This window comes from uncultured Psychrobacter sp., from assembly GCF_947495825.1.
Classification (GTDB): Bacteria; Pseudomonadota; Gammaproteobacteria; order Pseudomonadales; family Moraxellaceae; genus Psychrobacter.
Genome location: NZ_CANMAH010000008.1, coordinates 99,779 through 122,578, shown reverse-complemented (window position 1 = coordinate 122,578; position 22,800 = coordinate 99,779). Strand labels below are relative to the sequence as shown.

The window sequence follows — 22,800 nt, the reverse complement described above, 5'->3', positions numbered from 1 at the left end:
GTGCTCGCAGCTTTTGTAGGCGTTTTAGGAAGCTGGAGATTGTATCATATTAGGCTATAAATGCTGAAAAGAGTGGACAAAAATTACCATATTCACGCAACTTTAAAGAGTACTAATTGCTGGTTGCGAATACTTATCTTGCCCGCTATATCAGTCGATGGACTGAAATAAATTTGCCAGATGTATGAGTTAGGTTAGGCAGACTGTCTAATAAAGGCTCAATGACACTAATTTTAGGTTCGTCTGCTAAGTTTGGATAGTCTTGTCTATAATGACCGCCGCGACTCTCATGACGCTGATAAGCCGACTCAATAATCAAGGTCGCCAATTGCAACTGCCTAGTTAATTGAACGTAGGGCAGCGTATGGTAGGAGATGACGTGGTCTTTGTTTTTAGTATCTATGTGATTCAAGCTTCCGCCACCGAGCTGCTGTTGCCACTGACAGATTTGCTCCAGCGCTTGTGCTAATTGTTTAGCTTCACGGGTAATACCCATATGAGACGTCATTAAAGCTTTTAATTCTGTGGTTATTCCAGTGATACCAGCATTCATATTGATGCTGACGTTGACGTTGTGATGGTCATTAGCATGGCTTTGGTATTCAATGGACGATGGCAAGGTGATGCGCTGATAGTCTGCAAGCGTTGGCGCTGTCCAAATATCATGGATTGATTGATCTGAATTAGTATAAATGGACGTTGTATCTAGCTTTTCTATTGCTTTCAAATAGCGCGGTAAGTCAGTGGCGATATTCCGTCCGACCACCACACATTCCAATAGTGAGTTACTTGCTAAACGGTTGGCACCATGCAGGCCTGTATAAGCGACTTCGCCAGCCGCATAAAGCCCTGCCACATCGGTCAAACCATTAGCAGAAGTGACCACGCCGCCGCAGCTATAATGCGCGGTGGGGGCTACCGGAATCGGGTCGGTGGTGATATCGATGCCAAGGTCTAATAGTGTCTGATAAATCTGCGGAAAGTGCGCTTGGAGAAATGGCGCTGGCAAGTGACTGACATCGAGATTGACGTAGCCAAGTTCATTGGTGCTAATTTGCTCGGCGATAGCACGAGCGACGATGTCTCTTGGTGCCAGCTCTGCGCGTGTATCGACCTCTAACATAAAGCGTTTGCCTGCCTGCGGGCAGTACAGCCGTCCGCCTTCACCGCGTAGGGCTTCAGAGATTAAAAAACTACTGTCACCAAGCGCCAAACCTGTCGGATGAAACTGGATAAACTCCAGATTTGCCAAGCGGCAGCCTGCTTGCCAAGCCATCATCACGCCATCGCCGACACAGACATTGGGTGCGCTGGCACGTTTAAACAGCTGTCCTAAACCGCCGCTAGCCAGTACGACTGCGCGACTATTAAAGGCAAGCTTACGCTGATTGACGTGATCAAAAACCAGCGCACCTTGGCATTGGTTATCATTATTTTTTAAAAGGTTGAGTGCTTCATGATAGGGTAGGATGGTGATATTGGACGCCGCTTGCGCTTTTATAACTAAGGCTTCCATAATGTGTCGACCAGTTGCATCATCAGCATGGGCAACGCGCCGGCAGCCATGGCCGCCTTCTTTGATCAAGTGTAAATCACTGGTTTGTAAGGAGGTCGACTCAAAACCTCTCTGATAAAGGGTTTCAAGCCTATTTAATGTTGCTATTTTTTCTGCTGGCGCGTGTTGTTTTGGGAGGCGAGTAAAGGGCACGCCTTGCTCACACAGCCATTGCACCGCTTGTTGGCCAGCGCTTAGGATCTCTGTGGTGTTTTTTGCCTCGCACAATCCTGCGCCAGCGATGAGCGTATCAGCGATATGGTCGGCGGCACAGTCTTTGGCATCTAAACTTGCCGCGATACCGCCTTGGGCATAATGACTTGAGCAAACGTCCAGCGTCGCTTTGCTTAATACAGTCACGTTCAGTGTTTGCGGTAAGGCCAGCGCTGTGCTAAACCCTGCAAGACCTGCGCCAATGATCAACACGTCTGTGTGTCTGACGCCATGGGTATTATCAGCAGAGGTGGTTGTATTAGCGGCTGTATGCGCCTCACTCATCTTAGGCGGCTCCCACATTGGCAAAGAGTGCGCGGTCTTTGACAATGTCACCGCTTGTAGTGACGCGCCGCTTTTGCGCTTCGGCAAAATCCAGCATGCGTTGTAAAGGTTTTTTGGCAGCCGCTGCCAGCTCAGGCGTCAACATGACTTCACCGCTTCGCTGCGTCAGACACTGCTCGATGCCTTTTAGGCCATTCATCGCCATCCACGGACAAAACGCGCAGCTCTTACAGCTGGCGCTTTCGCCAGCGGTCGGTGCCGCCAAAAAGCGCTTGTTTGGCGAGCGTTTTTGCATCTCGTGCAAGATGCCCAAATCGGTCGCTACGATAAAGGTCTCGGCATCCATCTCATAGGTCGAGCTGAGCAGCTTACTGGTCGAGCCGACGACATCAGCGAGCGCAACCACGCTATCAGGCGACTCTGGATGTACCAGCACTTTGGCGTCAGGGTGCTCTTCTTTTAATTGCAGCAGCTCGGTCGCCTTAAACTCATTGTGCACCAGGCAAGAGCCTTGCCAAAGCAGCATGTCTGCGCCAGTCTCACGAGCGATATATTTGCCCAAATGACGGTCAGGCCCCCAAATGATAGGCTCACCTTGCTCGTGAAGATGACGGACGATATCTATGCCGACAGAGGAAGTCACCACCCAGTCGGCACGCGCTTTGACCGCGGCGCTGGTATTGGCATAAACCACCACAGTACGCTCAGGATGGGCGTCGCAAAATACGGCAAACTCATCTGCAGGACAGCCCAAATCAAGCGAGCATTCCGCTTCTAAATCAGGCATCAGGACGGTTTTTTCCATACTTAGAATTTTTGCTGACTCCCCCATAAAGCGCACGCCTGCCACCACCAATGTCTGCGCCTCATGTGCTTGTCCAAAGCGCGCCATCTCAAGCGAGTCACCGACACAGCCGCCAGTCGCCAATGCCAAATCCTGAATAAAAGGATCGACATAGTAATGAGCGACGAGCACAGCGTTATGTGCTTTTAGCAAGTGCTTAATGTTTTCTTCAACCGCCAGCCGCTCAGAGCGTGGCAACTCGGTAGGTATCTTTGCTTTGGCGTATTCGACGGTCATCTGAGTGGCGATGCGCTGGTCGGTACTCATGATAGGGGCGTCGTATGGATAAGTTTTCATAGCTGCAACCTTTCCTTTGGTGCGATAGTGACACATCATATGTCGTAATATTGGAATGACTTACTGAGGCAAAATCATAAATTGTTTTAATTATGCTCATTTTGAGCATAAAAACAAGGGTTTTTTTATGATTTTTCTAACTATAGTCAATTCTAAATAAAACTGACCTGCTAGGACGTGTCTTAAATTCACTCGATAGTTATCTAAATGGGCTAAAAATGGCCAAATTTTGTCAAACATCGTCAAATAGCTGGTCAATATCCCGATATTAACGGCGCTATTTCCCTTGTTTGACCGCAATTTATCTTATTTTTATCACCATTTTTGAAATAAAGACACGCCCTAGATATTATGTGTCATGTGCTACTGGTATTTATTTTGTGCAGCCTCTGGCGGCGTAGGCACAGCACGCAAGGAAAATGAATACCAGTAGCGCTGTACCTGTTTAAAGTACATTAACTATATTAAGGCGTGACGCTTGGCTGATGTTACAGCGACAGACTGTGATCGTCTTAGATTCGAGCTATACTAGGAGGGTAATATTATGCAGATAAACGGTGCTAACGACTGCTTTAGCATGGCTGTTTTGATTGTATACTGAGTTTGTTTTTGTACTCAGCTTGTTTTTGTACTACGTTTAATTTTCTACTGAGGATGATAAATACACTTATGACGTTGTCTTATTCACATGCGCATCAGCAAGGTAGTGGCACCACTGAAGTGGTTGCCGTACTCGTTGCAATTACCGAGCATACCGCCCGTGTCCTAACGGTCGATCAGGGCAAGCTATTGCCCAATGGGCCACTGATGCCGCTGCATCGCTCGTTGCAAGCAGGGGTGCGCCAGTGGGTGGAGGAGCAGACGCAGCAGCCACTTGGGTATTTAGAGCAGCTTTATACCTTTGTCGATACCAATAGACGCAACGTTGATGGTCATGCTTTAGTATATGTCAGCTATCTAGGGCTGGTGCAAGAGACGCAGACGCCAAAGCTGCCAAGTCAAGCGCTATGGCGAGATTGGTATGATTACTTTCCGTGGGAAAACCACTTAGATGGCGCGCCAAGTATCATTACCTCATTTATTGTGCCAGCGCTATTGGCATGGGCAGAGGAGGCAGATGACGCTATCACTCAGCAGCGGCGACGTCAGCGTATTGAGCTGTGTTGGGGCGTCGATGAAGCATATGCGACAAGCCAACAAACCCCAAGCTTGGGTGCCAGCGCGGCCAGTCGGGAGCAGCTGCCAGAAAATAGAGAATGGGTCGCCGAGCATGTATTGCTGCGCTATGAGATGCTTTATGAAGCAGGGTTGATACCTGAAGCGCCAAGCTATCCGCCAAGCTACCTATCTAATGTATCTACCGAGCTGCCCAAAAACTGGTCGCAGCTAATAGGTGAGCCGATGTATTACGATCATCGTCGCGTGATTGCCACCGCTATCTCTAGATTACGAGCCAAGATAGAGTATCGACCGCTGATTTTTGGTTTGATGCCCGATGTTTTTACTTTATCGCAGTTACAACAAAGCGTAGAGGCATTATCAGGTATGCGCCTGCATAAGCAAAACTTTCGCCGCCTGCTGGAGGCACAAAACCTAGTGATGGAAACAGGAGAGAGCAGTAGCGCTCAGCGCGGCCGGCCCGCCAAGCTATATTGTTTTCGGCACGATATCGAGTTACAAAGTCTGCTTATGGATAGCAAACTGCCCAAACGCAAATAATTAAATGACATTATTTTATTGCAGGGCGGGGTGCTTTACGCTATATTTATGCTCATTTTGAGTCTAATAAATGATCGTGATGCCAATGATATTATTGCTATTTGTGGTGCTATCACTGGCGATGACATATTTATTAGGCAAATGCGCAACGATGATAAGGATAACCGATGACAGGCAAACAAGAACCAGCATTAAATGAGGTGTTGCTACGCCCATTAGTAAAGGCTGCTCTCACAGAGGATCTGGGCAGGCGTGGCGATGTCACCTCACAAGCAACCATCCCAGCCGATATGCAAGCGCAGCTACAGATTAAAGCGCGTCAGGCTGGCGTTATCTGCGGTATGGATTTGGCGCGACTGGCCTTTGATATGGTCGATACGCAGATTGGTTTTGACGCTCAGATCGCTGATGGTGAAAGGGTTGAGGCGGGGACAGTGCTGGCGACCGTGCGCGGTAATGCGCGTCGTTTGCTCACTGCTGAGCGTACCGCACTTAATTTTATGACGCATCTGAGCGGTATTGCGACCGCGACACGGCAGATCGTCGATAGTGTGGCTGCATACCCTGCGCAAATCACCTGTACACGTAAGACCATCCCTGGCTTACGGACAGTACAAAAATACGCTGTACGCTGCGGCGGCGGGCGCAACCATCGCTTGGGGCTAGACGATGCGATTTTGATCAAAGACAATCATATTGCGATTGCAGGCGATATCGCAACTGCCATCAAGCAAGCGCAAGACTTTGCCGGCCATCTGATTCCAATTGAGGTAGAGGTCGACACCTTAGCGCAGTTATCGCAGGCGCTTGATGCCGGTGCAAGCTTGGTATTACTAGACAATATGACGCCTGATATTTTGGCGCAAGCGGTGGCTATGTGCCAAGGCCGCGCTAAGACAGAAGCCTCAGGAGGTATTACCCCTGAGACGGTGCAAGCGGTCGCCCAGGCAGGGGTGGATTTCATCGCCATGGGCTACCTGACGCACAGTACCACCGCGCTCGATATTGGACTAGATTTTAGTGCTTAGTATACAAAACGTTGTCATCTATAGATAAAATAGGTGTGTTAGCCGCAGGTTTACACAGGTGTTTTCTTCGATAGTCTCAATCAAAAAAGTTATGCGAAGGTAATGATTTAATTAGGTTATCTGCCTATGCTACAATATCATTGCTAATTGCCTATTGGGTCATCGTAGCACTCGCACGATGGCCTTATCTTTTGCCTGATTTTTATCGATAAACAAGCGAGCGCTCAGTGAATACTGAAATCATCAAAATTATCTTAGCTTTTGTGGTATTGATTAACCCCTTTAGTGCGCTGACATTATTTTTAGACTTAACTCGCGGCTACTCGATGATCAATCGACGTAAAGTGGCACGCATTGCTTGTTTGACCATTTTTATTACTATTAGTTTTTTTACTGTGGCAGGGGAGACCTTGCTTAAGTTGCTTGGTATCTCTATTGGTTCGTTTCAGCTGGCAGGTGGCATATTAGTCTTTTTAATTTCCCTTAATATGATGAATGGTGACGGTAACCCAGTAAAGCCTGATCAAGAAAACTTCGATGTCGATCATGTACAAAGCGCTCCGCCGAGTACTGCCTCAGCTGTCGTACCACTTGCCATTCCGATGATGATTGGCCCTGGTGGTATCTCAACAGTCATTATTTATTCTTCACAAATTTCAGGTATCTTACGTGTCTCAGCGGTGCTTATTGCAGGCTTTTTGATCAGTCTGTTCTGTTATTTGGCACTCATGGCAGCAGGGCGTATCAGTCGTTTGTTAGGTGATACTGGGCTTAACATCATGAGCCGAATCATGGGTATGTTGCTTGCAGCGGTTTCTATTGAAATTATTGTTAGCGGCCTACGTACGCTGTTCCCAGATTTAATATAGAACGTTTGAGTGTTCAGTCGTAACGCTACAGTCATCTCACCTTTTGCTTTTACTCAAAAGCCAGCGTAACTATATACTTTTGCACTAAAAATAGTAGACGTTTTGTCTTGTTTAAGGACGCCTTAACTTACGTTCTAGTTGCTCACTAATAACCAACTAGCAGTGCTCCTAAACACCATTGATAATTATGTGTTATAGTAATTGTCCACTATTTTTGACAGGAGTTGATCTTGAGTAAGAACAGAATTGCTATTTTAGGAGCAGGTCCAAGTGGTTTAGCACAGCTACGTGCCTTTGAAGCGGCGCGCTTAGCAGGTGTAAAAGACTTACCTGAAATAGTTTGTTATGAAAAACAAAACGCTATTGGCGGTATGTGGAATTATAGCTGGCGCACAGGTCTAGACAGAAATGGTGAGCCCGTCCACGGCAGTATGTACCGCTATCTATGGTCAAATGGTCCAAAAGAGTGCTTGGAGTTTGCGGATTACTCTTTTGATGAGCACTTTGGTGAGCCTATCCCCTCATATCCTCCACGTGAAGTCCTAAAAGACTACATTATGGGCCGTATTGATAAGCAAGATATTCAAAAGTATATTCGCTTTGAATGCCCAGTACGTTGGGTGGCTTTTGACGATGACACGCAAAAATTCACCGTGACGGTGATGAACCATAAAACCAATGAACAAGAAGTTGAAGAGTTTGACTATGTCGTGGTTGCGACGGGTCATTTTTCAACGCCAAATATGCCGTATTTTACAGGTTTAGAGACTTTCCCAGGTCGTATCTTGCATGCTCATGATTTTCGCGATGCATTAGAGTTTAAAGACGAAGATATCTTACTGATTGGCAGTAGCTATTCTGCTGAAGATATTGGCACGCAGTGCTATAAGTATGGCACCAAATCAGTCACTATCAGCTATCGCACGCAAGCGCTTGGGTACGACTGGCCAGACGGCATTAAAGAGGTGCCGTTAGTGACGCATTTTGAAGGTGATGTGGCGCATTTTGCAGATGGTACCAGCCAGAGCTTTGACGCCATCATTATGTGTACCGGCTACTTGTTCCATTTCCCATTCTTGCCGGATGAGCTGCGTTTGCAAACGCATAACTGCTTGTACCCTGCCAACCTTTATAAAGGTATCTTTTGGCAGCCAAACCCCAAGCTTATCTATTTAGGAATGCAGGATCAGTACTTTACCTTTAATATGTTTGACGCCCAAGCGTGGTATGCGCGTGATGTCATCATGGGTGAGATGGCGCTGCCGGATTTGGCAACGCGTGAGGCTGACGAGCAAAAATGGCTGGACACCTATGCCAAATGCGTCACGGTTGATGATTCTATCGATTTCCAAGCCGCATATATTCGCGACTTAACCGATGCGACTGACTATCCTGAGTTTGCAGTAGAAAAGCAAGGTGAGATCCTAAAAGAATGGCAAGAGCACAAAAAAGAAGGCATCATGACCTTTAGAGAAAAGGCTTATCGTTCTACTTTGACAGGTACACTAGCACCTGAATTGCCAGAGCCTTGGTTGGATGTTCTTGATGACTCATTAGAGCACTTTTTGAACTTAAGCTTTGTTAAGCCCAAAAAACGTAAAAAGGCATCATAAGCCGTAAATTATAAATCATTATCATTGTTAACCAAGCATGTTCAATGAACGTGTTTGGTTTTTTCGTTTTTGCAGCCTTTATTTATAGTTGGGTTTGCCCATTGTTTTAACTTTGATATAAATGCCATGCCAAGTACAGCATCAGTATGCCGACTAAAGCATCTAGTATATTCCACGCTTTTGGTTTGGCAAATAAGGGTCTGAGTAAGCGTGCACCATAGCCTAGCGCAAAAAAGAAAAAGAACGAGGCGCTGACCGCCCCAGCTGCAAAGACAACTTTACTGCTTGCTCCTGTTGAAACCATTCCAACTAGCACCAATGTATCTAGGTAGACGTGTGGATTAAGCCACGTAAAGCCAAAACAGAGAAGGAGCGCCTTTTTTAGACTGGTGACCACCTGTCCATCAACATCAAGAGCATGTGATACGCGCACACTGGCATATAAGCTTTGTAACCCGTAACCTAACAAAAAGATGACACCAGCGACTTTGGCAATATTGACCACTTGTGGATAGCGTGCTGTAACTGTACCAAAACCGCCAACGCCAGCAGATATTAAGATTGCATCACTGAGAGCACAAAACAGGCAGACGAAAAATATATGTTCGCGTTTGAGGCCTTGCTTTAAGACAAAAGCATTTTGTGAACCGATGGCTATAATGAGTGATAAACCAAGTAAGAAGCCAGAGATATAATCGGGAGCATTCATAATATGATAGTGATTCATGTTTTGAGGTGTAGGAATGTTGACATTTTGCGTACTGGCAGCGCTCTAAAAAGCTGTTAAGATACGCTATTGATTTAATCTATGCAATACAAGATAAACACAATCTGACTGCAAGGAATGAGGGGCACAGTACGTCATGGTCGTAAGTCTGACAAGAATGCTACAATCATTTGGCCAAGCTCAAGATGACTTGCCAACACTCGCGGCACAAAATGTCCAACAGACAGCGGGCAGCCCTGAGGTAGATACGACTGAGCTCAGCGATCAAAGCAGTAGTGAGCATTCTATATTGACCCCGCCTGAGCGTGCAGATCGTATCTGTGCTGCGCTGGCACAAGTTAATGACATTCAAACGCCAACGCCGTTAACGGATCGTTATTTGTCCAATCGATCCCAGATGCGCCCGGCGAATAGACCTCCTTTTGACCCAGATACGTTATGGTATCTAAAACATGGAAGCTGTCCGATTATGACCGAGCTTGTTGATGTGGTCGATGAAGCCACCCTAAATGCAATGCCCATTGAGGCTGTTGCAATACTAGACCGAATCAATGGTAAGCTTAAGCGCTACCGTGAGTGGAGTAGTGAGCTCAACGAGCAGCAACAACAGCAGCACAACGAACGTCAATTTGTCATCGATAAACTGGTGTCTGAGAGTATCCCAGAGGCATTGTATCATTATGAGCAACTTCAACGTTTTAGCCCGCACCGTACCAAAAACAATATGGTACAAGGAAAAATGACGGCAGGCGATATGTTGACAGATTTGTTTTTGGAGATTGATTACGAGCTTGATGAGTTATTGGATGAGTTGCATCAAACCGTTATGGATCGTCTTGCTTCAACGCATCGTTATGTGAAAAGCCGCACCCAAAGCTGACGTTACCAACATAAAGTAAGTTAGTAATATTAAATATAGTGTATTTAATGCATAACAATATAAGGCTTTAATACGGCCTTATTTTTTTGTTTAATAATAAGAGTTTGCCAAATAATTCTGCCAAATGACGAGGACAATCTAATGACCCAAGTAACTGCAATGTTAGTGATGTTTGTTTTGTATGGGTTGCTACCAGCAGCAGGATTATATTTGGGGTATCGTGGCATCAAAAAAGTAACCGCCCCTAAAATGCTAGAATATGAAGCAATGCCGCAACTGGGTTATATCCCCGAAAAAAGCTTGCCTATTGACGTCAAGACAGCGCTTGCTCAGATTAATCAAAAAGGCGAAAAACTGCGTGCTATCTATGGGGATACCAATAATGATGGCAAAATCGATGACACAGATATGGTCACAGAGACCTATGTCATGATCCAAAATTTGATGGACAAGCATATTCCAGAAGCGGTAGCTGATTATCGCCGCTTGCATGACTTGGATGAGGGTCGCGCTGATACCACCAAAATCAAGCATTCCAATGTCACTGGTAAAGAAGCGCTGCTTGAGGTGCTGAGCACTATCAATACACAGTTTGATGATTTGCTCAATGCCTCATATCACCAAGATGGTCAAAAGCTACTTGCAACCAATCGTTATTTGCAGCAGCGTTTTGATGGCCCTGTCTCTAATACTCAGAGCTTACAGGTAAACGATGATAACGATGCTAGCGATAGCAAAAATCAAAGCCAGTGAAAGTATAACGAGTGCAAGCATAATTGGTTCAATATAAAAGGAGTGATATATCCTAGTACTGCGTAAAAATACAACGTATCTATTTTATAGCTACTATATAAGCACTGAGGTACTAAACTACAAAGGCAAGGTGAGTATAGTAGAAGATCATAAAGAGTAAGCGTATATGAGTGTTTTAATAGGTGTTGGCATTGCGACCACGATTACTACTATTTATTTGGGTAAAAAAGGCTGGCAAGCATTTCATAAAGCGGTTGGCATTACACCAGGCGTGCTCAAATATCATGATTATAATGCACCATTGTCGTTATCTACGATGAATTGGCGACAGCTAAATTTGAATAAAAAACACTTGCAGGTTTTGCCAGATCATCAGTTACGTCAGTTGCAACGTATTGATGAAAAAGTAAGTAGCTATTATGACTATCAAAAAGCGCTCCAAACTCATAATAAAACGTCTGCGCCAACCGAGCCGCAGTTTGTAGTGGACAAGATGCTGCATACTCGCTTACCTGAAATGCTGGCCAGTCGTTATCATCTAGCAAGCGTTCGTACAAATGCCAAGCAGATGGATAATCAAAAAAACATAGAAGCCGATGAATTATTGCAGCAAGTATTGAATAATATTGAACAGCGCTTAGATGAGCTATTAGCGCAAATGCAGACGCAGCACTTGCAAGAGTTACAAGTCATGAAAAACTATATCGATAGTCATGATAGCTAACTTTTGCTTTAGTAATGTTATCGCAGAAGATGTACAAAAAAAGCTGCCAATGATTATGATTCATTGGCAGCTTTTTGCTGTTTCACGCTAAATTTTCAAAGTTTTATTGATCAAATACTTATTGATACAAGCTGTATTAAACAAAGCTTCGAACAATATTTAAATTAACGTTTATTGCTATTGTTGTTACTACGCTCTCGATTATTACGCGTACCACGGCTTGCTGGGCTAGCACTGCTCTTAGCTTTTGTGCTATTACCGCGACTGTCATTGCGATTATCACTACGACGCGCTTTTAGTGGCTTACTCTTAATGCGCTCTTGCTTTTCTTTAGCGGCGCCATGCAAACCAGTACCATAACGTGGACGTAAACTTACTAGGTCCGTTAACGTGTTGATATCTTTTTTATCGAGCTCTAAAAAGCGTCCAGTACGTAACTCTTTTGGTAGTGAAATCGTACCGTAGCGGGTGCGTAGTAGACGACTGACTTTGAGACCTTGCGACTCAAACAGACGACGTACTTCACGGTTGCGCCCTTCTTTTAGCTTGACGTGATACCATTTATTGACGCCTTCGCCGCCGCCTTCTTTAATATCTTCAAACTGTGCCATGCCGTCTTCTAACATGATACCAGCGGTCAAGTTGCGCGCGATATCAGAGGTCACTTCACCCAGTACACGAACCGCATATTCGCGAGTCACTTCGTTAGATGGATGCATCAAGCGATGTGCCATCTCACCATCATTGGTAAACAGTAACAACCCAGTTGAATTGATATCGAGGCGTCCAACCATCACCCAGCGATCGTGAGTCAGCTTTGGTAAACGTTCAAAAACCGTTGGTCGACCTTCTGGGTCTTTGGCAGAGCAAACTTCACCTTCAGGCTTATAATAAGCAATCACTCGGCGACGCTTCTCGTTTTCGGCTGTATATTTAATTTGGCGACCATCAACGCGAATCTCATCACCTTGCTCGACGCGATCACCAATCGTTGCGGGTCCATTATTGACAGTTACTCGCCCTGATTTGATGACTTCTTCCATCTGACGACGTGAGCCAAGTCCCATACGGGCGAGTGCTTTTTGCAGTTTTTCATCTTTCATAATCATGTCCTTGAGTCGGTTAGGTTACATTTCGCAATGTATCAACATCATTGAGTGAGTTTTAACGTGTATTCTACGCTATTTTAAAATATTTAGCGCATAAATTCCTTAATTTACAATTTTTTAAACATTTTTGTATGGTTCAGGTTGTTAATAAATGCTTTTTATTGACAATCATTCATACCTTAAATACTGCGTTCATATTTTATTGATTACGTTTTACAGATAATCTTTTATGGTTTAAACCGTTAAAAGAGATATTAACACCGTTCATGCTATTGGTTAATAATTCTATTTCTCTTAAGTTATGTCGGTTGTTACTATATAAGTTGTAAGAAAAGAAACCTTTAATGTTGTGAATTGCCCATCATGTAAGCATTCTTCCATTACAAAAGTTTATAGAATATTGCGTTGTATTTGATTTAAGTGTATATTCATCGGTAATTAATCCGCTATTTCGAATATATGTATTTTTTTAATCCGTTTTTGCGAATATATGTAATCAATATACTCGTTTTGAAGGATATAAGGTTGAGTAGACATTATGGTCAATAAGCATTTTACCCCTACGCAAAACTCCTCAAAGTTGTTGAACGCATTATGTTTATCAGCTGTTGTGTTTCTCACTGGTTGTGCGACCACTATCAACGCAGGTTTGCAGTCTGGAGATTTACCCCCTAATGGTACTTTTGTAGCAGAGAACGGTATTCGATTTAATGTTCAGCCATTAAATTTGGCCACGCTACCACCTAAGCAAGTGGCTGTGCGTAATGATGATGTGACACGTCTGATTCAATCCTCTAATCCAGTCAATTACCGTATCGCTGATGGCGATATTTTAAGTATTGATCTTGTTGGTTATCCAGATATTGCATCTGCATCCTCAGCCGGAAGCTCCAACCCTTATGCTTCAGGTTTTCCTGTCGATCAGCAAGGATTTATTCAGTTTCCTATGATAGGCCGTATTAAAGCAAGTGGTTTGAGCGTGCCGCAATTTACGAACAACTTACGCACAAGATTACAGAAGTATCTTAAGTATGCAGATCCACAAGTAAAAGTCGTTAATTATCGTGGTAATAAGTTCTTTATTGATGGTGCAGTCAGACAACCTGGTGAGTTTAATATTGACGACGCTCCTGTCACGCTTTATGGAGCGATTTCTATGGCGGGCGGTGCAACTGAAACTGGCGACTCAAACAATATCATATTAAATCGCAATGGGAAGAGCTACGAACTAGGTCTACAGTCATTACGTGAAATGGGTTCATCAGCCAACCAAATATACTTACAAGATGGTGATTCTATCCACGTCAACAGCCAAAGCCGTAATAGGGTGCTTGTTTTGGGTGAGTTTGGACAAATCGAGCCTATTCCAATCCTTGAGCAAGGACTAACCTTATCTAGTGTCATAGGAGAGTCAAGAGGACTCAATGCTAGTACTGCTGATGCTGCCAAGATCTACATCGTTCGTGACAATAAAGAAGCGCAATATACCAACATTTATTATGTCGATATGCAGACTATTACAAGCTTTGCCTTGGCCAATCGTTTTGAGATGCAGCCAAATGACATCGTCTATGTCGATCCAACCGGTCTTACTCGCTGGAACCGTGTGATTAGCGCCTTATTACCATCGACTTCTGCAGCAAACCTAATTTCAGGTTTATAGATAAAAGCGTCGATTATGGCATTTGATAATATTTTAATCGTTTGTGTAGGCAATATATGCCGTAGTCCGATGGCAGCTGCAATGCTAGCCAAGCGCTATCCACAAAAGCATATCGACTCCGCTGGCGTGTCAGCATTGGTAGGTTATCCTGCTGACGCCAAAGCAATTGAAGTAATGGCCACTGACGATACAGATATTGAATCACACATTGCCAAACAGATTAGCGAAGACTTAGTACGACAGGCTGATTTGATTTTGACAATGTCAACCAGTCAAACCAAGTGGATTGAAGACAAGTGGCCACATTGCCGAGGCAAAACGTTTCGAATTGGTCATTGGATCGGTAAAGATATTGAAGACCCTTATGGGTTACCTACATCGGTGTTTGAGATTGCTAAGAGCAATATTATTGATAGTCTCGAGCAATGGAATGAAAAAATCATTTAAGTAGCGGATATAAATATGAATACAGACTCACAGAAATTATCAACAGCTGACAGTGATCGAGATAATAAAGAAATCGATCTCTCAAGCCTACTTGGGTCGTTGTTACGTGGCTGGAAAACCTTGCTTTTTTTCACTCTGTTGGGGTTAATAGCAGGAATATTATATACCCGCTACGTCAATCCAACGTTCCAATCAGATGCCTTGGTACAAATTGATGCCAATCCGCAAGGTGTCTCAGCACTGGGTGAAAACATCTCTAACTTAGTTGGCTCTGGGATTAGTCAATCTCAAGAAGAAGCTCAATTAATAAAATCACGAATGGTATTAAAACCAGTCGTCGATTCTCTGCACTTACAGATTCGCTTAAAAAATCCTGAGATTAACGCGATAGATAGAATAGTAGAAGATCGAATCAACACACCTGTGCATTCTGAAGAGGGAGTGTCATTACAGACTGAAAATGGCGAAGTAAAAGTCAGTCAGTTTGATGTAGCAGAAGAATACCTAGATCAAGGTTTCACTCTAAGCAGATCCGATACTGGTTTTGTATTAAGTAGTGGCGCTGATACTTTTAAAGGTCAGCTTAATCAGCCTCATCAATTTAAAGGCACAAAAGGTCCAATTGAAATTACGGTAGAAGAACTGCCTGCCAAGGGTCAGCCTATTGGTATCACTAAGCAATCGTTAAAAATCACAACAGATGCCATAAACGGTAATTTGACAGTTGAAGAAACAGGCAATATGACCGGCCTTATTCAGTTGTCTTTGACCGGGCCAAATCAGCAACAAACGACCTTGATTCTAAATGAAATCGTAATGTCTTATGTCAATCAAAATAAGGCTCGTAGCTCTGAAGAAACCACCAAAACGCTCGACTTTATGGAAACACAGATTCCAGTTTTAAAGCAAAAGCTTGAAGAGTCTGAATCAGCGTTTAATGAGTTTCGTAAAAGATATGGCACTATCGATGTTGCTCAAGAAGCCCAGCTATTGTTAGCTGAGGAATCTCGAATCGATGGTCAATTGAGTGATCTAAAGCTTCAACAAGCAGAACTATCTACTTATTACACTGATGAGCATCCATTGGTTGTTCAGATCAACGATCAATTGAGAGTATTAAACAACAGAAAGCAAGAGATCAACAATACGGTTGCAGGCTTGCCTGAGATTCAAAGAGAGTTTTTGAAGTTATCAGAAGATGTCGATATCAATAGAGAGATTTATCTCACTATGCTCACAAACTATGAGCAACTAAAAATCGTCAAAGCAGGTCAGATCGGTTATGCACGCATTGTTGACTTGCCTGTTAGTACTTATAACGCTATCGCACCAAAAGATAAGTTAGTGATTTTGTTAGCTACTGTATTAGGCGCGATATTAGGTGCCCTGATAGTACTACTTAGAAGTGCAATGCGTAACGTGGTTCGAGATCCTGAAATGGTCGAGTCTAATACGGGTGTTCCAGTGATAGCAACAGTGCCGCGCTCAAAAGCACTAAACCGTCTAGGCAAAAACAAGCGCGTGACTAACAGATTATTGTCTTACTCTGATCATAATAGTGCGACTTATGAAGCCATAAAAAGTTTAAGAACCTATTTAATGTTTGGTATGCCAAGCGTTGCCAAGACCAATCAGCGCAGCCGTATCATTGTTGTCACAGGCGAGAGTCCAAACGTTGGTAAATCCTTCATTGTCGCAAATTTAGCAGAAGTCTTTGCCCAATTGAACAAAAAGGTTTTGGTCATAGATGCAGACATGCGCCTTGGTAGTCTTCATAACGTGTTCAATATGGAACAAGACACAGGTCTTACAGACTTCTTTACAGAAGAGCAAAGTACAGCGGTGAGCATCACTCATCCTACCAATATAGACAATCTTGACTTTATTTCACGTGGTCACAATGCTCGTAACCCATCTTCAATGCTAGCCAGTGAAAAGTTTGGTGGTTTGATGAACGAACTGGCGGCTCATTATGATTACATCATTATTGACACACCACCTGTGCTCGCAGCCACAGATGCCGTCATACTTTCTAAATATGCTGATCAAGTAGTAATGGTAACTCGTCACAACGATTCGCTAGAAGGTCAGTTGAATTACGCTGTCAAGCAGATGAATAAAGCAAATATCGAGGTAGATGGCATTATCATCAATGATCTGCAGCAAGGTATCTTGAGTAAGAATAGCTATCACTATACTTACACTTACGGTAACGCCCAATAATATCGATAACACAACCAGTTGAGTATTATGTCTATGAAGCCAGAGCTTAATAAAACGTATTCTGCAAATAACAACACTGGTAATCGGTTATATAGTACTGCCCAGCGATTGTTAGAGATGCCACGTGTTGCAAAGCGTGGGGTCTTTCTGACCACAGATATTGTGATGTCAATGGTCTGTTTATTCTTTGCCTTGGCCTTACGGTATGGCGACATTGCTAACCATCTGAGTCCTTTAGCACTGTTTTTATATGCCCTACCACCTGTTGTTGGCCTTTATTTCATAGGCTTTTACAGGGGTGTTGCCCGTATCTTCTCTGATAGAGTCATGCGCAATGTATTACAGTTATTTATAGTACTGATCATTGCGTATGAAGTGATGAATTTCTTCGATATCTTAACTGATATACCGCGTTCAGTTCCTATCTTATACCTATTCTTATTTTTTGTTTGGTTGTGGGGCAGTCGCTTAAGTATACGAGAGTTACTAGAGCGTAGTAATGGTGGTCAGCCTAACCGTCTTAGCGATAAAGAAACTCAAGAGAACGTTATCATTTATGGAGCAGGTGCAGCAGGTAGAGAGTTGTTCGATGCGTTAGAGCGCTCAAATAAATACCGTACGGTCGCTTTTGTCGATGACAATCAACAGCTGGCTGGTGGTTACTTATTGGGTAAGAAGATTCATGACGCTGCTGAAACCGTAGAGTTGGTAGATAAGCTAGAGGTCTCACAAGTATTTTTGGCCATGCCTTCTATTAGTCGCGCACGTCGCCGACAGATTATTGAAGAGTTTGCAGAAGTATCGGTCAAGATTAAACAGCTGCCAAGCTTACATGAGATTGCTGCTGGACAAGTGACCGTAAGCACGATGCGTCCTGTCGATATTTTGGATGTACTAGATAGACAAACCGTTGAGCCTGACGCTGTTTTATTGAGCAAAAATATATCAGGCAAAAACATACTGGTTACTGGTGCTGGTGGATCTATTGGTAGTGAGCTATGCCGGCAAATAATCAAAAACAAACCTCAGTGCCTAATTCTTTATGAGTTGTCTGAATACGCTTTATATAGTATTCATCAAGAGCTTAAAAACCAGCAAACGCTCAACCCTGATTATAGTGATATTCAAATCATTGCCATGATTGGTAATGTGACCAATGAAGATAAGCTTATTAGAGTCTTTAAGAAGTATAAGATTCATACGGTATATCATGCTGCGGCATACAAGCATGTACCTATTGTTGAGCATAATCCTTTTGAAGGTGTCATCAATAATGCTAAAGGGACTTACCACTGTGCTTATGCCGCACTGCAGGCCAAAGTTGAGACCTTTGTACTTATCTCTACTGATAAAGCGGTAAGACCTACCAATGTCATGGGCGCATCTAAACGTTTGGCTGAGCTTGTATGTCAAGGCTTGAGTCAAGTTAATAGTAAAACCTGCTTTAGCATGGTGCGTTTTGGAAATGTACTTGGTTCTTCAGGGTCGGTCATTCCATTGTTTACCAAACAAATCGAACAGGGCGGTCCGATTACCGTGACTCACCCAGATGTAACCCGTTACTTCATGACTATTCCAGAAGCGGCAAGTTTGGTTATTCAAGCAGGTGCGATGGCGACAGGTGGTGAAGTATTCGTATTGGATATGGGAGAGCCTGTCAAAATCGTAGATCTTGCTAAACGTATGATCTATCTGACAGGTTGCAAGCTTAAAGACAAGAACAATCCAGATGGTGATATGGAGATTGTCGTCAGCGGACTCAGACCAGGAGAAAAACTCTACGAAGAGCTTATCATCGGTGACGATAACGTAGAGCCTACGCAGCATCCCTTAATTCGCCAAGCGATGGAGCAAAGCTTCCCGCTAATGGACATCGAAAACATGCTGTCTCAACTGAATCGTAGATCACAGCCACATGATGTTAAATGGCTAAAAGAAGAGTTCAAATATTTTGTAGAAGGATATCATGAAGGTTCAGCACCTTCGTAAACCTTTTCACGCACATCAAGCGTTACGTTAAATGATCAAAAATATTTTATAAACTTATATAGTAAGGAATGTTATGAGAGACATCAAAGATATAAAGATAGCAGTTATTGGCCTAGGTTATGTGGGTCTACCTCTAGCAGTTGAGTTTGGCAAAAAAGTCCCTGTCATAGGCTTTGATATCAATGCCGGTCGTATTGCAGATTTGCAATCAGGTACAGACCATACCCTAGAGGTGAGTGACGAAGAATTGGCTCAAGCGACCCATCTAAGCTATACCTCAGATATTCAAGCGCTCAAAGACTGTAACTTTTTTATCGTTACCGTACCAACGCCTATTGATGATTTTAAACAGCCTGATTTGACACCTTTAATTAAAGCTTCAACAGCGTTAGGTGGCATTATCAAAAAAGATGACATCGTTGTCTATGAGTCTACCGTTTATCCAGGGGCAACAGAAGAAGTCTGTATCCCTGTTCTTGAAGACGTGTCCGGCTTGGTATTTAACCAAGATTTTTATGCAGGTTACAGTCCTGAACGTATCAATCCCGGTGACAAAGAGCACAGAGTTGTCAATATTTTAAAAGTCACTGCAGGCTCTACACCTGAAATAGCAGATTTTGTAGATGATGTATACAACCTAATTATCATCGCTGGCACACATAAAGCTGCGAGCATCAAGGTTGCAGAGGCGGCTAAAGTTATTGAAAACACTCAAAGAGATGTAAACATTGCGCTGATTAATGAGTTGGCCGTCATTTTTAACAAGATGGACATCGATACCGAAGCGGTACTTACCGCAGCAGGTACTAAATGGAACTTTTTACCGTTCCGTCCAGGTTTAGTTGGCGGGCATTGTATCGGTGTCGACCCTTACTATCTAACGCATAAGGCACAAGCTATCGGTTATAACCCTGAGATCATTTTGGCTGGTCGTCGTCTTAACGATGGGATGGGAGAGTATGTTACAACTCAGCTTATCAAAAATATGATCAAAAAACGTATTCAAGTAGAAGGAGCAAAGGTACTCATACTTGGACTAAGTTTTAAAGAGAACTGTCCTGACGTACGTAATACCAAAGTTATCGATATTGTCCATGAGTTAAAAGAATATAACATTGAAGTCGATATTTATGATCCTTGGGTAGATAAAGAAGAAGCTCAGCGTGAATATGGCATCACACCAATCAGTGAGCCTCAAGCAGGAAACTATGACGGTATTATTCTAGCAGTTGCTCACTCACAGTTTACCGATATGGGCGTCAGCAGTATCAGAGAGTTAGGTAAAGAAAAACATGTGCTTTATGACTTAAAATACGTATTTGCAAAAGATGAAGCTGATATTCGCCTGTAAATACAAGTTGTACTAATAATAAGGAAGTACCATGACGCAATATGAACAAACAACACAAGAACTAGCAAACAATCCAAAGCACTGGTTGATTACCGGCGTGGCAGGTTTTATTGGCTCAAACTTACTTGAGACCTTATTAAAGCTGGATCAAACCGTCGTAGGCTTGGATAACTTTGCGACAGGCCATCGAAAAAACCTAGATGAAGTACAGTCATTAGTGACTGCAGAGCAATGGCAACGTTTTCGCTTTATTGAAGGCGACATAAGAAAAGTAGATGACTGCCATAAGGCTTGTGAAGGTGCAGATTACGTATTGCATCAAGCTGCGCTAGGCTCTGTTCCTCGCTCTTTGGCAGACCCTATTGCCACTAATGAGACTAACATTTCAGGATTTTTAAATATGTTAGTTGCAGCGCGTGATGCAGAGGTTTCAAGCTTTACTTATGCTGCAAGTAGCTCAACCTATGGCGATCATCCTGCATTACCTAAAGTAGAGGACGCTATTGGTAAGCCACTGTCTCCATACGCTGTGACCAAATACGTCAACGAGTTGTACGCAGAAGTGTTTGCCCGCAGTTACGGTTTTAAGTCTGTCGGTTTGCGCTATTTCAATGTATTTGGCAGACGTCAAGATCCAGACGGCGCTTATGCTGCGGTTATTCCAAAGTGGACAGCAGCGATGATTGCTAATGATGATGTCTATATCAATGGTGACGGCGAAACCAGCCGTGATTTTTGTTATATCGACAACACCGTACAAGCGAACATATTAGCAGCAACATCTACCAATCCTGAAGCCAAGGATCAAGTCTACAACGTAGCAGTAGGTGATAGAACGACGTTAAATGAGTTATTTAACTCCATTAAGTCAGCATTAGCAGAAAATAACGTGAAATACGATAAAGAGCCTGTATATCGGGACTTTAGAGAAGGTGATGTAAGACACTCTCAAGCGGATGTGACTAAAGCGAAAAACTTATTGGGATATCAGCCTCAGTTTGACATCAGTCAAGGTATCGATAAAGCCATGCCTTGGTATGTTAAGTCGTTAGCAAGTAAATAGTTGAGTTTTATGATTAGTAAAGTTCGCACCATGCTAGGTAATAAAGATACTAGCCAGCTGTTTAAAAACTTTTTTTCTCTGTCTTTATTGAAACTTATTAATTCAATTTTACCTTTCGTTACGCTACCTTATTTGATTAAAGTATTGGGAATAGGACAGTATGGTGCGATCGTATTAGGCATAGCTTTAATTGCTTATTTTCAGGCTGTAACAGATTATGGTTTTAACTTATCAGCTACTAGAGAAATTGCAAGAAGTAGAAATAGTCAGAAAAGTTTAAGCTATATATACAGTAAAACCATGATAACCAAATTCTATTTGTTGGTATTTTCTTTAAGTATATTAATACCAGTTATTTTTATCGTACCACAGTTCAAAGAAGACTTAGTAGTGTATTTATTAATGTGTCTAACACTCATGGGCCATACGCTATTTCCAGAATGGTTTTTTCGCGGTATAGAAAAAATGGGTTATATAGCTGTTTTAAACCTAATAGTTAAGATGTCATTTACCATAGGCGTATTCACATTTATTAAAAAACCAGAAGATTATTGGATGTATCCATTTTTACTGGGTGTTAGCTACATTATCGTAACTTGTATTTCACACTATATACTAATAAAAAACTTTAATTTGAAAGTGGTACCAATAAATCTTAATAGGGTAAGGAAGAATTTAAAAAATGGTTTTCCTTTATTTATAAACCAATTTCTTCCGAATCTTTATAATAATACTACAAACTTCTTAGTAGGTTTAATATTGGGTAAGTCGTTTGCAGGATATTTTGGCGCTACAAGACAAGTAGTAACTATATTAGGTGTTTTCAACTCCGTAGTCTCAGGTGTGGCTTTCCCATATTTGATCAGGCACAAAGAAAAATTTGAAATGTATAGAAAGTATTATTTAATTTTAATAATTTTTATAATAACTTTCTTGTTATTAGTACATCAATTTATTTTTGATATTATCGGTATAGAATATACTAATGATTCAAAGGTTTACTATATTTTAATGTTAGGGATGTTTTCTATCGTTGTTTATAATATACATTCTACAAATTATCTTATTTCAAGAGGATATGACAAGATAGTAATGAAAATTACAATAACGACATCAATAGTAGGGTTTGTCTTATCTTTTCCTCTTATTCATAATTTTGGATTAATAGGTGGGGCTGCAAATATATTTATTTCTCAGCTTATACTAGCAATTGGCGCTTACTATTTTTATAGGAAAATAGATAAGAAATTGCAAAGTGTAACTTAAAAAATAATAATTTTTAACTATTTAAAATAATATAAAAAAATTACAAAAGTATTTTTTCTATAAAAATATAAAAGAAATTATTTTATATTAATATGTAGGTTTTATAATAAATACGTTATTAATATAAGAATGCGGTTAATATATTTATGTATTATGTACTACATGTTTTAAGAAATGCATAA

18 protein-coding genes are annotated in these 22,800 nt (G+C 42.4%); 14 read left to right on the top strand and 4 right to left on the bottom strand.

The window, feature by feature from the left end; genetic code table 11:
* Positions 1–145: 145 nt before the first annotated feature.
* Both Q0895_RS09940 and nadA read right to left on the bottom strand, forming a co-directional pair.
* A complete protein-coding gene (locus Q0895_RS09940; protein WP_299188397.1) occupies positions 146–2,140 on the bottom strand; it encodes an FAD-dependent oxidoreductase in 1,995 nt (664 codons plus the stop codon).
* On the bottom strand, positions 2,055–3,194 hold the full coding sequence (gene nadA, locus Q0895_RS09935; protein ID WP_299188394.1) for a quinolinate synthase NadA: 1,140 nt from the start codon (positions 3,192–3,194) through the stop codon (positions 2,055–2,057). Before nadA ends, Q0895_RS09940 begins: the two co-directional genes overlap by 86 nt.
* Before the next feature lie 669 nt (positions 3,195–3,863).
* Between nadA and Q0895_RS09930 the strand changes: the two genes are divergently transcribed.
* The 4 genes from Q0895_RS09930 to Q0895_RS09915 all read left to right on the top strand — a co-directional run bounded on the left by Q0895_RS09930 (position 3,864) and on the right by Q0895_RS09915 (position 8,423).
* Positions 3,864–4,913, top strand: a complete 1,050-nt coding sequence (locus Q0895_RS09930) for a hypothetical protein (RefSeq protein ID WP_299188392.1) — start codon at positions 3,864–3,866, stop codon at positions 4,911–4,913.
* Between the two features lie 167 nt (positions 4,914–5,080).
* On the top strand, positions 5,081–5,941 hold the full coding sequence (gene nadC / locus Q0895_RS09925) for a carboxylating nicotinate-nucleotide diphosphorylase (RefSeq protein WP_299188390.1): 861 nt from the start codon (positions 5,081–5,083) through the stop codon (positions 5,939–5,941).
* 227 nt (positions 5,942–6,168) lie between these two features.
* Positions 6,169–6,810, top strand: a complete 642-nt coding sequence (locus Q0895_RS09920; RefSeq protein ID WP_299188388.1) for a MarC family protein — start codon at positions 6,169–6,171, stop codon at positions 6,808–6,810.
* Positions 6,811–7,040: 230 nt separating this feature from the next.
* Positions 7,041–8,423 (top strand): NAD(P)/FAD-dependent oxidoreductase, encoded by a 1,383-nt coding sequence (locus Q0895_RS09915; RefSeq protein ID WP_299188386.1) that lies wholly within the window; start codon positions 7,041–7,043, stop codon positions 8,421–8,423.
* 106 nt (positions 8,424–8,529) lie between these two features.
* Here the strand turns inward: Q0895_RS09915 and Q0895_RS09910 are convergent, their stop codons facing one another.
* A complete protein-coding gene (locus Q0895_RS09910) occupies positions 8,530–9,132 on the bottom strand; it encodes a LysE/ArgO family amino acid transporter (RefSeq protein ID WP_299188383.1) in 603 nt (200 codons plus the stop codon).
* A 175-nt stretch (positions 9,133–9,307) separates the two neighbouring features.
* Here Q0895_RS09910 and Q0895_RS09905 point away from each other — a divergent pair, with 175 nt between their 5' ends.
* The 3 genes from Q0895_RS09905 to Q0895_RS09895 all read left to right on the top strand — a co-directional run bounded on the left by Q0895_RS09905 (position 9,308) and on the right by Q0895_RS09895 (position 11,507).
* Positions 9,308–10,030 carry a hypothetical protein gene (locus Q0895_RS09905; protein WP_299188380.1) on the top strand — a complete coding sequence of 241 codons (723 nt, stop codon included), beginning with the start codon at positions 9,308–9,310 and terminating at the stop codon, positions 10,028–10,030.
* Positions 10,031–10,171: 141 nt separating this feature from the next.
* A complete protein-coding gene (locus Q0895_RS09900; protein ID WP_299188377.1) occupies positions 10,172–10,783 on the top strand; it encodes a hypothetical protein in 612 nt (203 codons plus the stop codon).
* Between the two features lie 166 nt (positions 10,784–10,949).
* The gene (locus Q0895_RS09895; protein WP_299188374.1) at positions 10,950–11,507 is read left to right on the top strand and encodes a hypothetical protein; all 558 of its coding nucleotides are present in this window, start codon (positions 10,950–10,952) and stop codon (positions 11,505–11,507) included.
* A gap of 164 nt (positions 11,508–11,671) precedes the next feature.
* Here the strand turns inward: Q0895_RS09895 and rluB are convergent, their stop codons facing one another.
* A complete protein-coding gene (gene rluB / locus Q0895_RS09890) occupies positions 11,672–12,610 on the bottom strand; it encodes a 23S rRNA pseudouridine(2605) synthase RluB (RefSeq protein ID WP_299188371.1) in 939 nt (312 codons plus the stop codon).
* A gap of 544 nt (positions 12,611–13,154) precedes the next feature.
* Here rluB and Q0895_RS09885 point away from each other — a divergent pair.
* From Q0895_RS09885 to Q0895_RS09855, 7 genes are all read left to right on the top strand, one after another.
* Positions 13,155–14,279 (top strand): polysaccharide biosynthesis/export family protein, encoded by a 1,125-nt coding sequence (locus Q0895_RS09885; RefSeq protein ID WP_299188368.1) that lies wholly within the window; start codon positions 13,155–13,157, stop codon positions 14,277–14,279.
* Positions 14,280–14,294: 15 nt separating this feature from the next.
* Entirely contained in the window at positions 14,295–14,726 is a 432-nt protein-coding gene (locus tag Q0895_RS09880; protein ID WP_299188365.1) for a low molecular weight protein-tyrosine-phosphatase, read from the top strand.
* A gap of 15 nt (positions 14,727–14,741) precedes the next feature.
* Positions 14,742–16,949, top strand: a complete 2,208-nt coding sequence (locus Q0895_RS09875; RefSeq protein ID WP_299188362.1) for a polysaccharide biosynthesis tyrosine autokinase — start codon at positions 14,742–14,744, stop codon at positions 16,947–16,949.
* Positions 16,950–16,976: 27 nt separating this feature from the next.
* On the top strand, positions 16,977–18,938 hold the full coding sequence (locus Q0895_RS09870) for a nucleoside-diphosphate sugar epimerase/dehydratase (RefSeq protein ID WP_299188359.1): 1,962 nt from the start codon (positions 16,977–16,979) through the stop codon (positions 18,936–18,938).
* Between the two features lie 73 nt (positions 18,939–19,011).
* A complete protein-coding gene (gene tviB, locus Q0895_RS09865) occupies positions 19,012–20,289 on the top strand; it encodes a Vi polysaccharide biosynthesis UDP-N-acetylglucosamine C-6 dehydrogenase TviB (protein WP_299188357.1) in 1,278 nt (425 codons plus the stop codon).
* Between the two features lie 31 nt (positions 20,290–20,320).
* Complete coding sequence (locus tag Q0895_RS09860; RefSeq protein ID WP_299188355.1) at positions 20,321–21,352, top strand: NAD-dependent epimerase/dehydratase family protein; 1,032 nt, start codon at positions 20,321–20,323, stop codon at positions 21,350–21,352.
* Between the two features lie 30 nt (positions 21,353–21,382).
* Positions 21,383–22,618 (top strand): oligosaccharide flippase family protein, encoded by a 1,236-nt coding sequence (locus tag Q0895_RS09855; protein ID WP_299188353.1) that lies wholly within the window; start codon positions 21,383–21,385, stop codon positions 22,616–22,618.
* Positions 22,619–22,800: the final 182 nt, after the last annotated feature.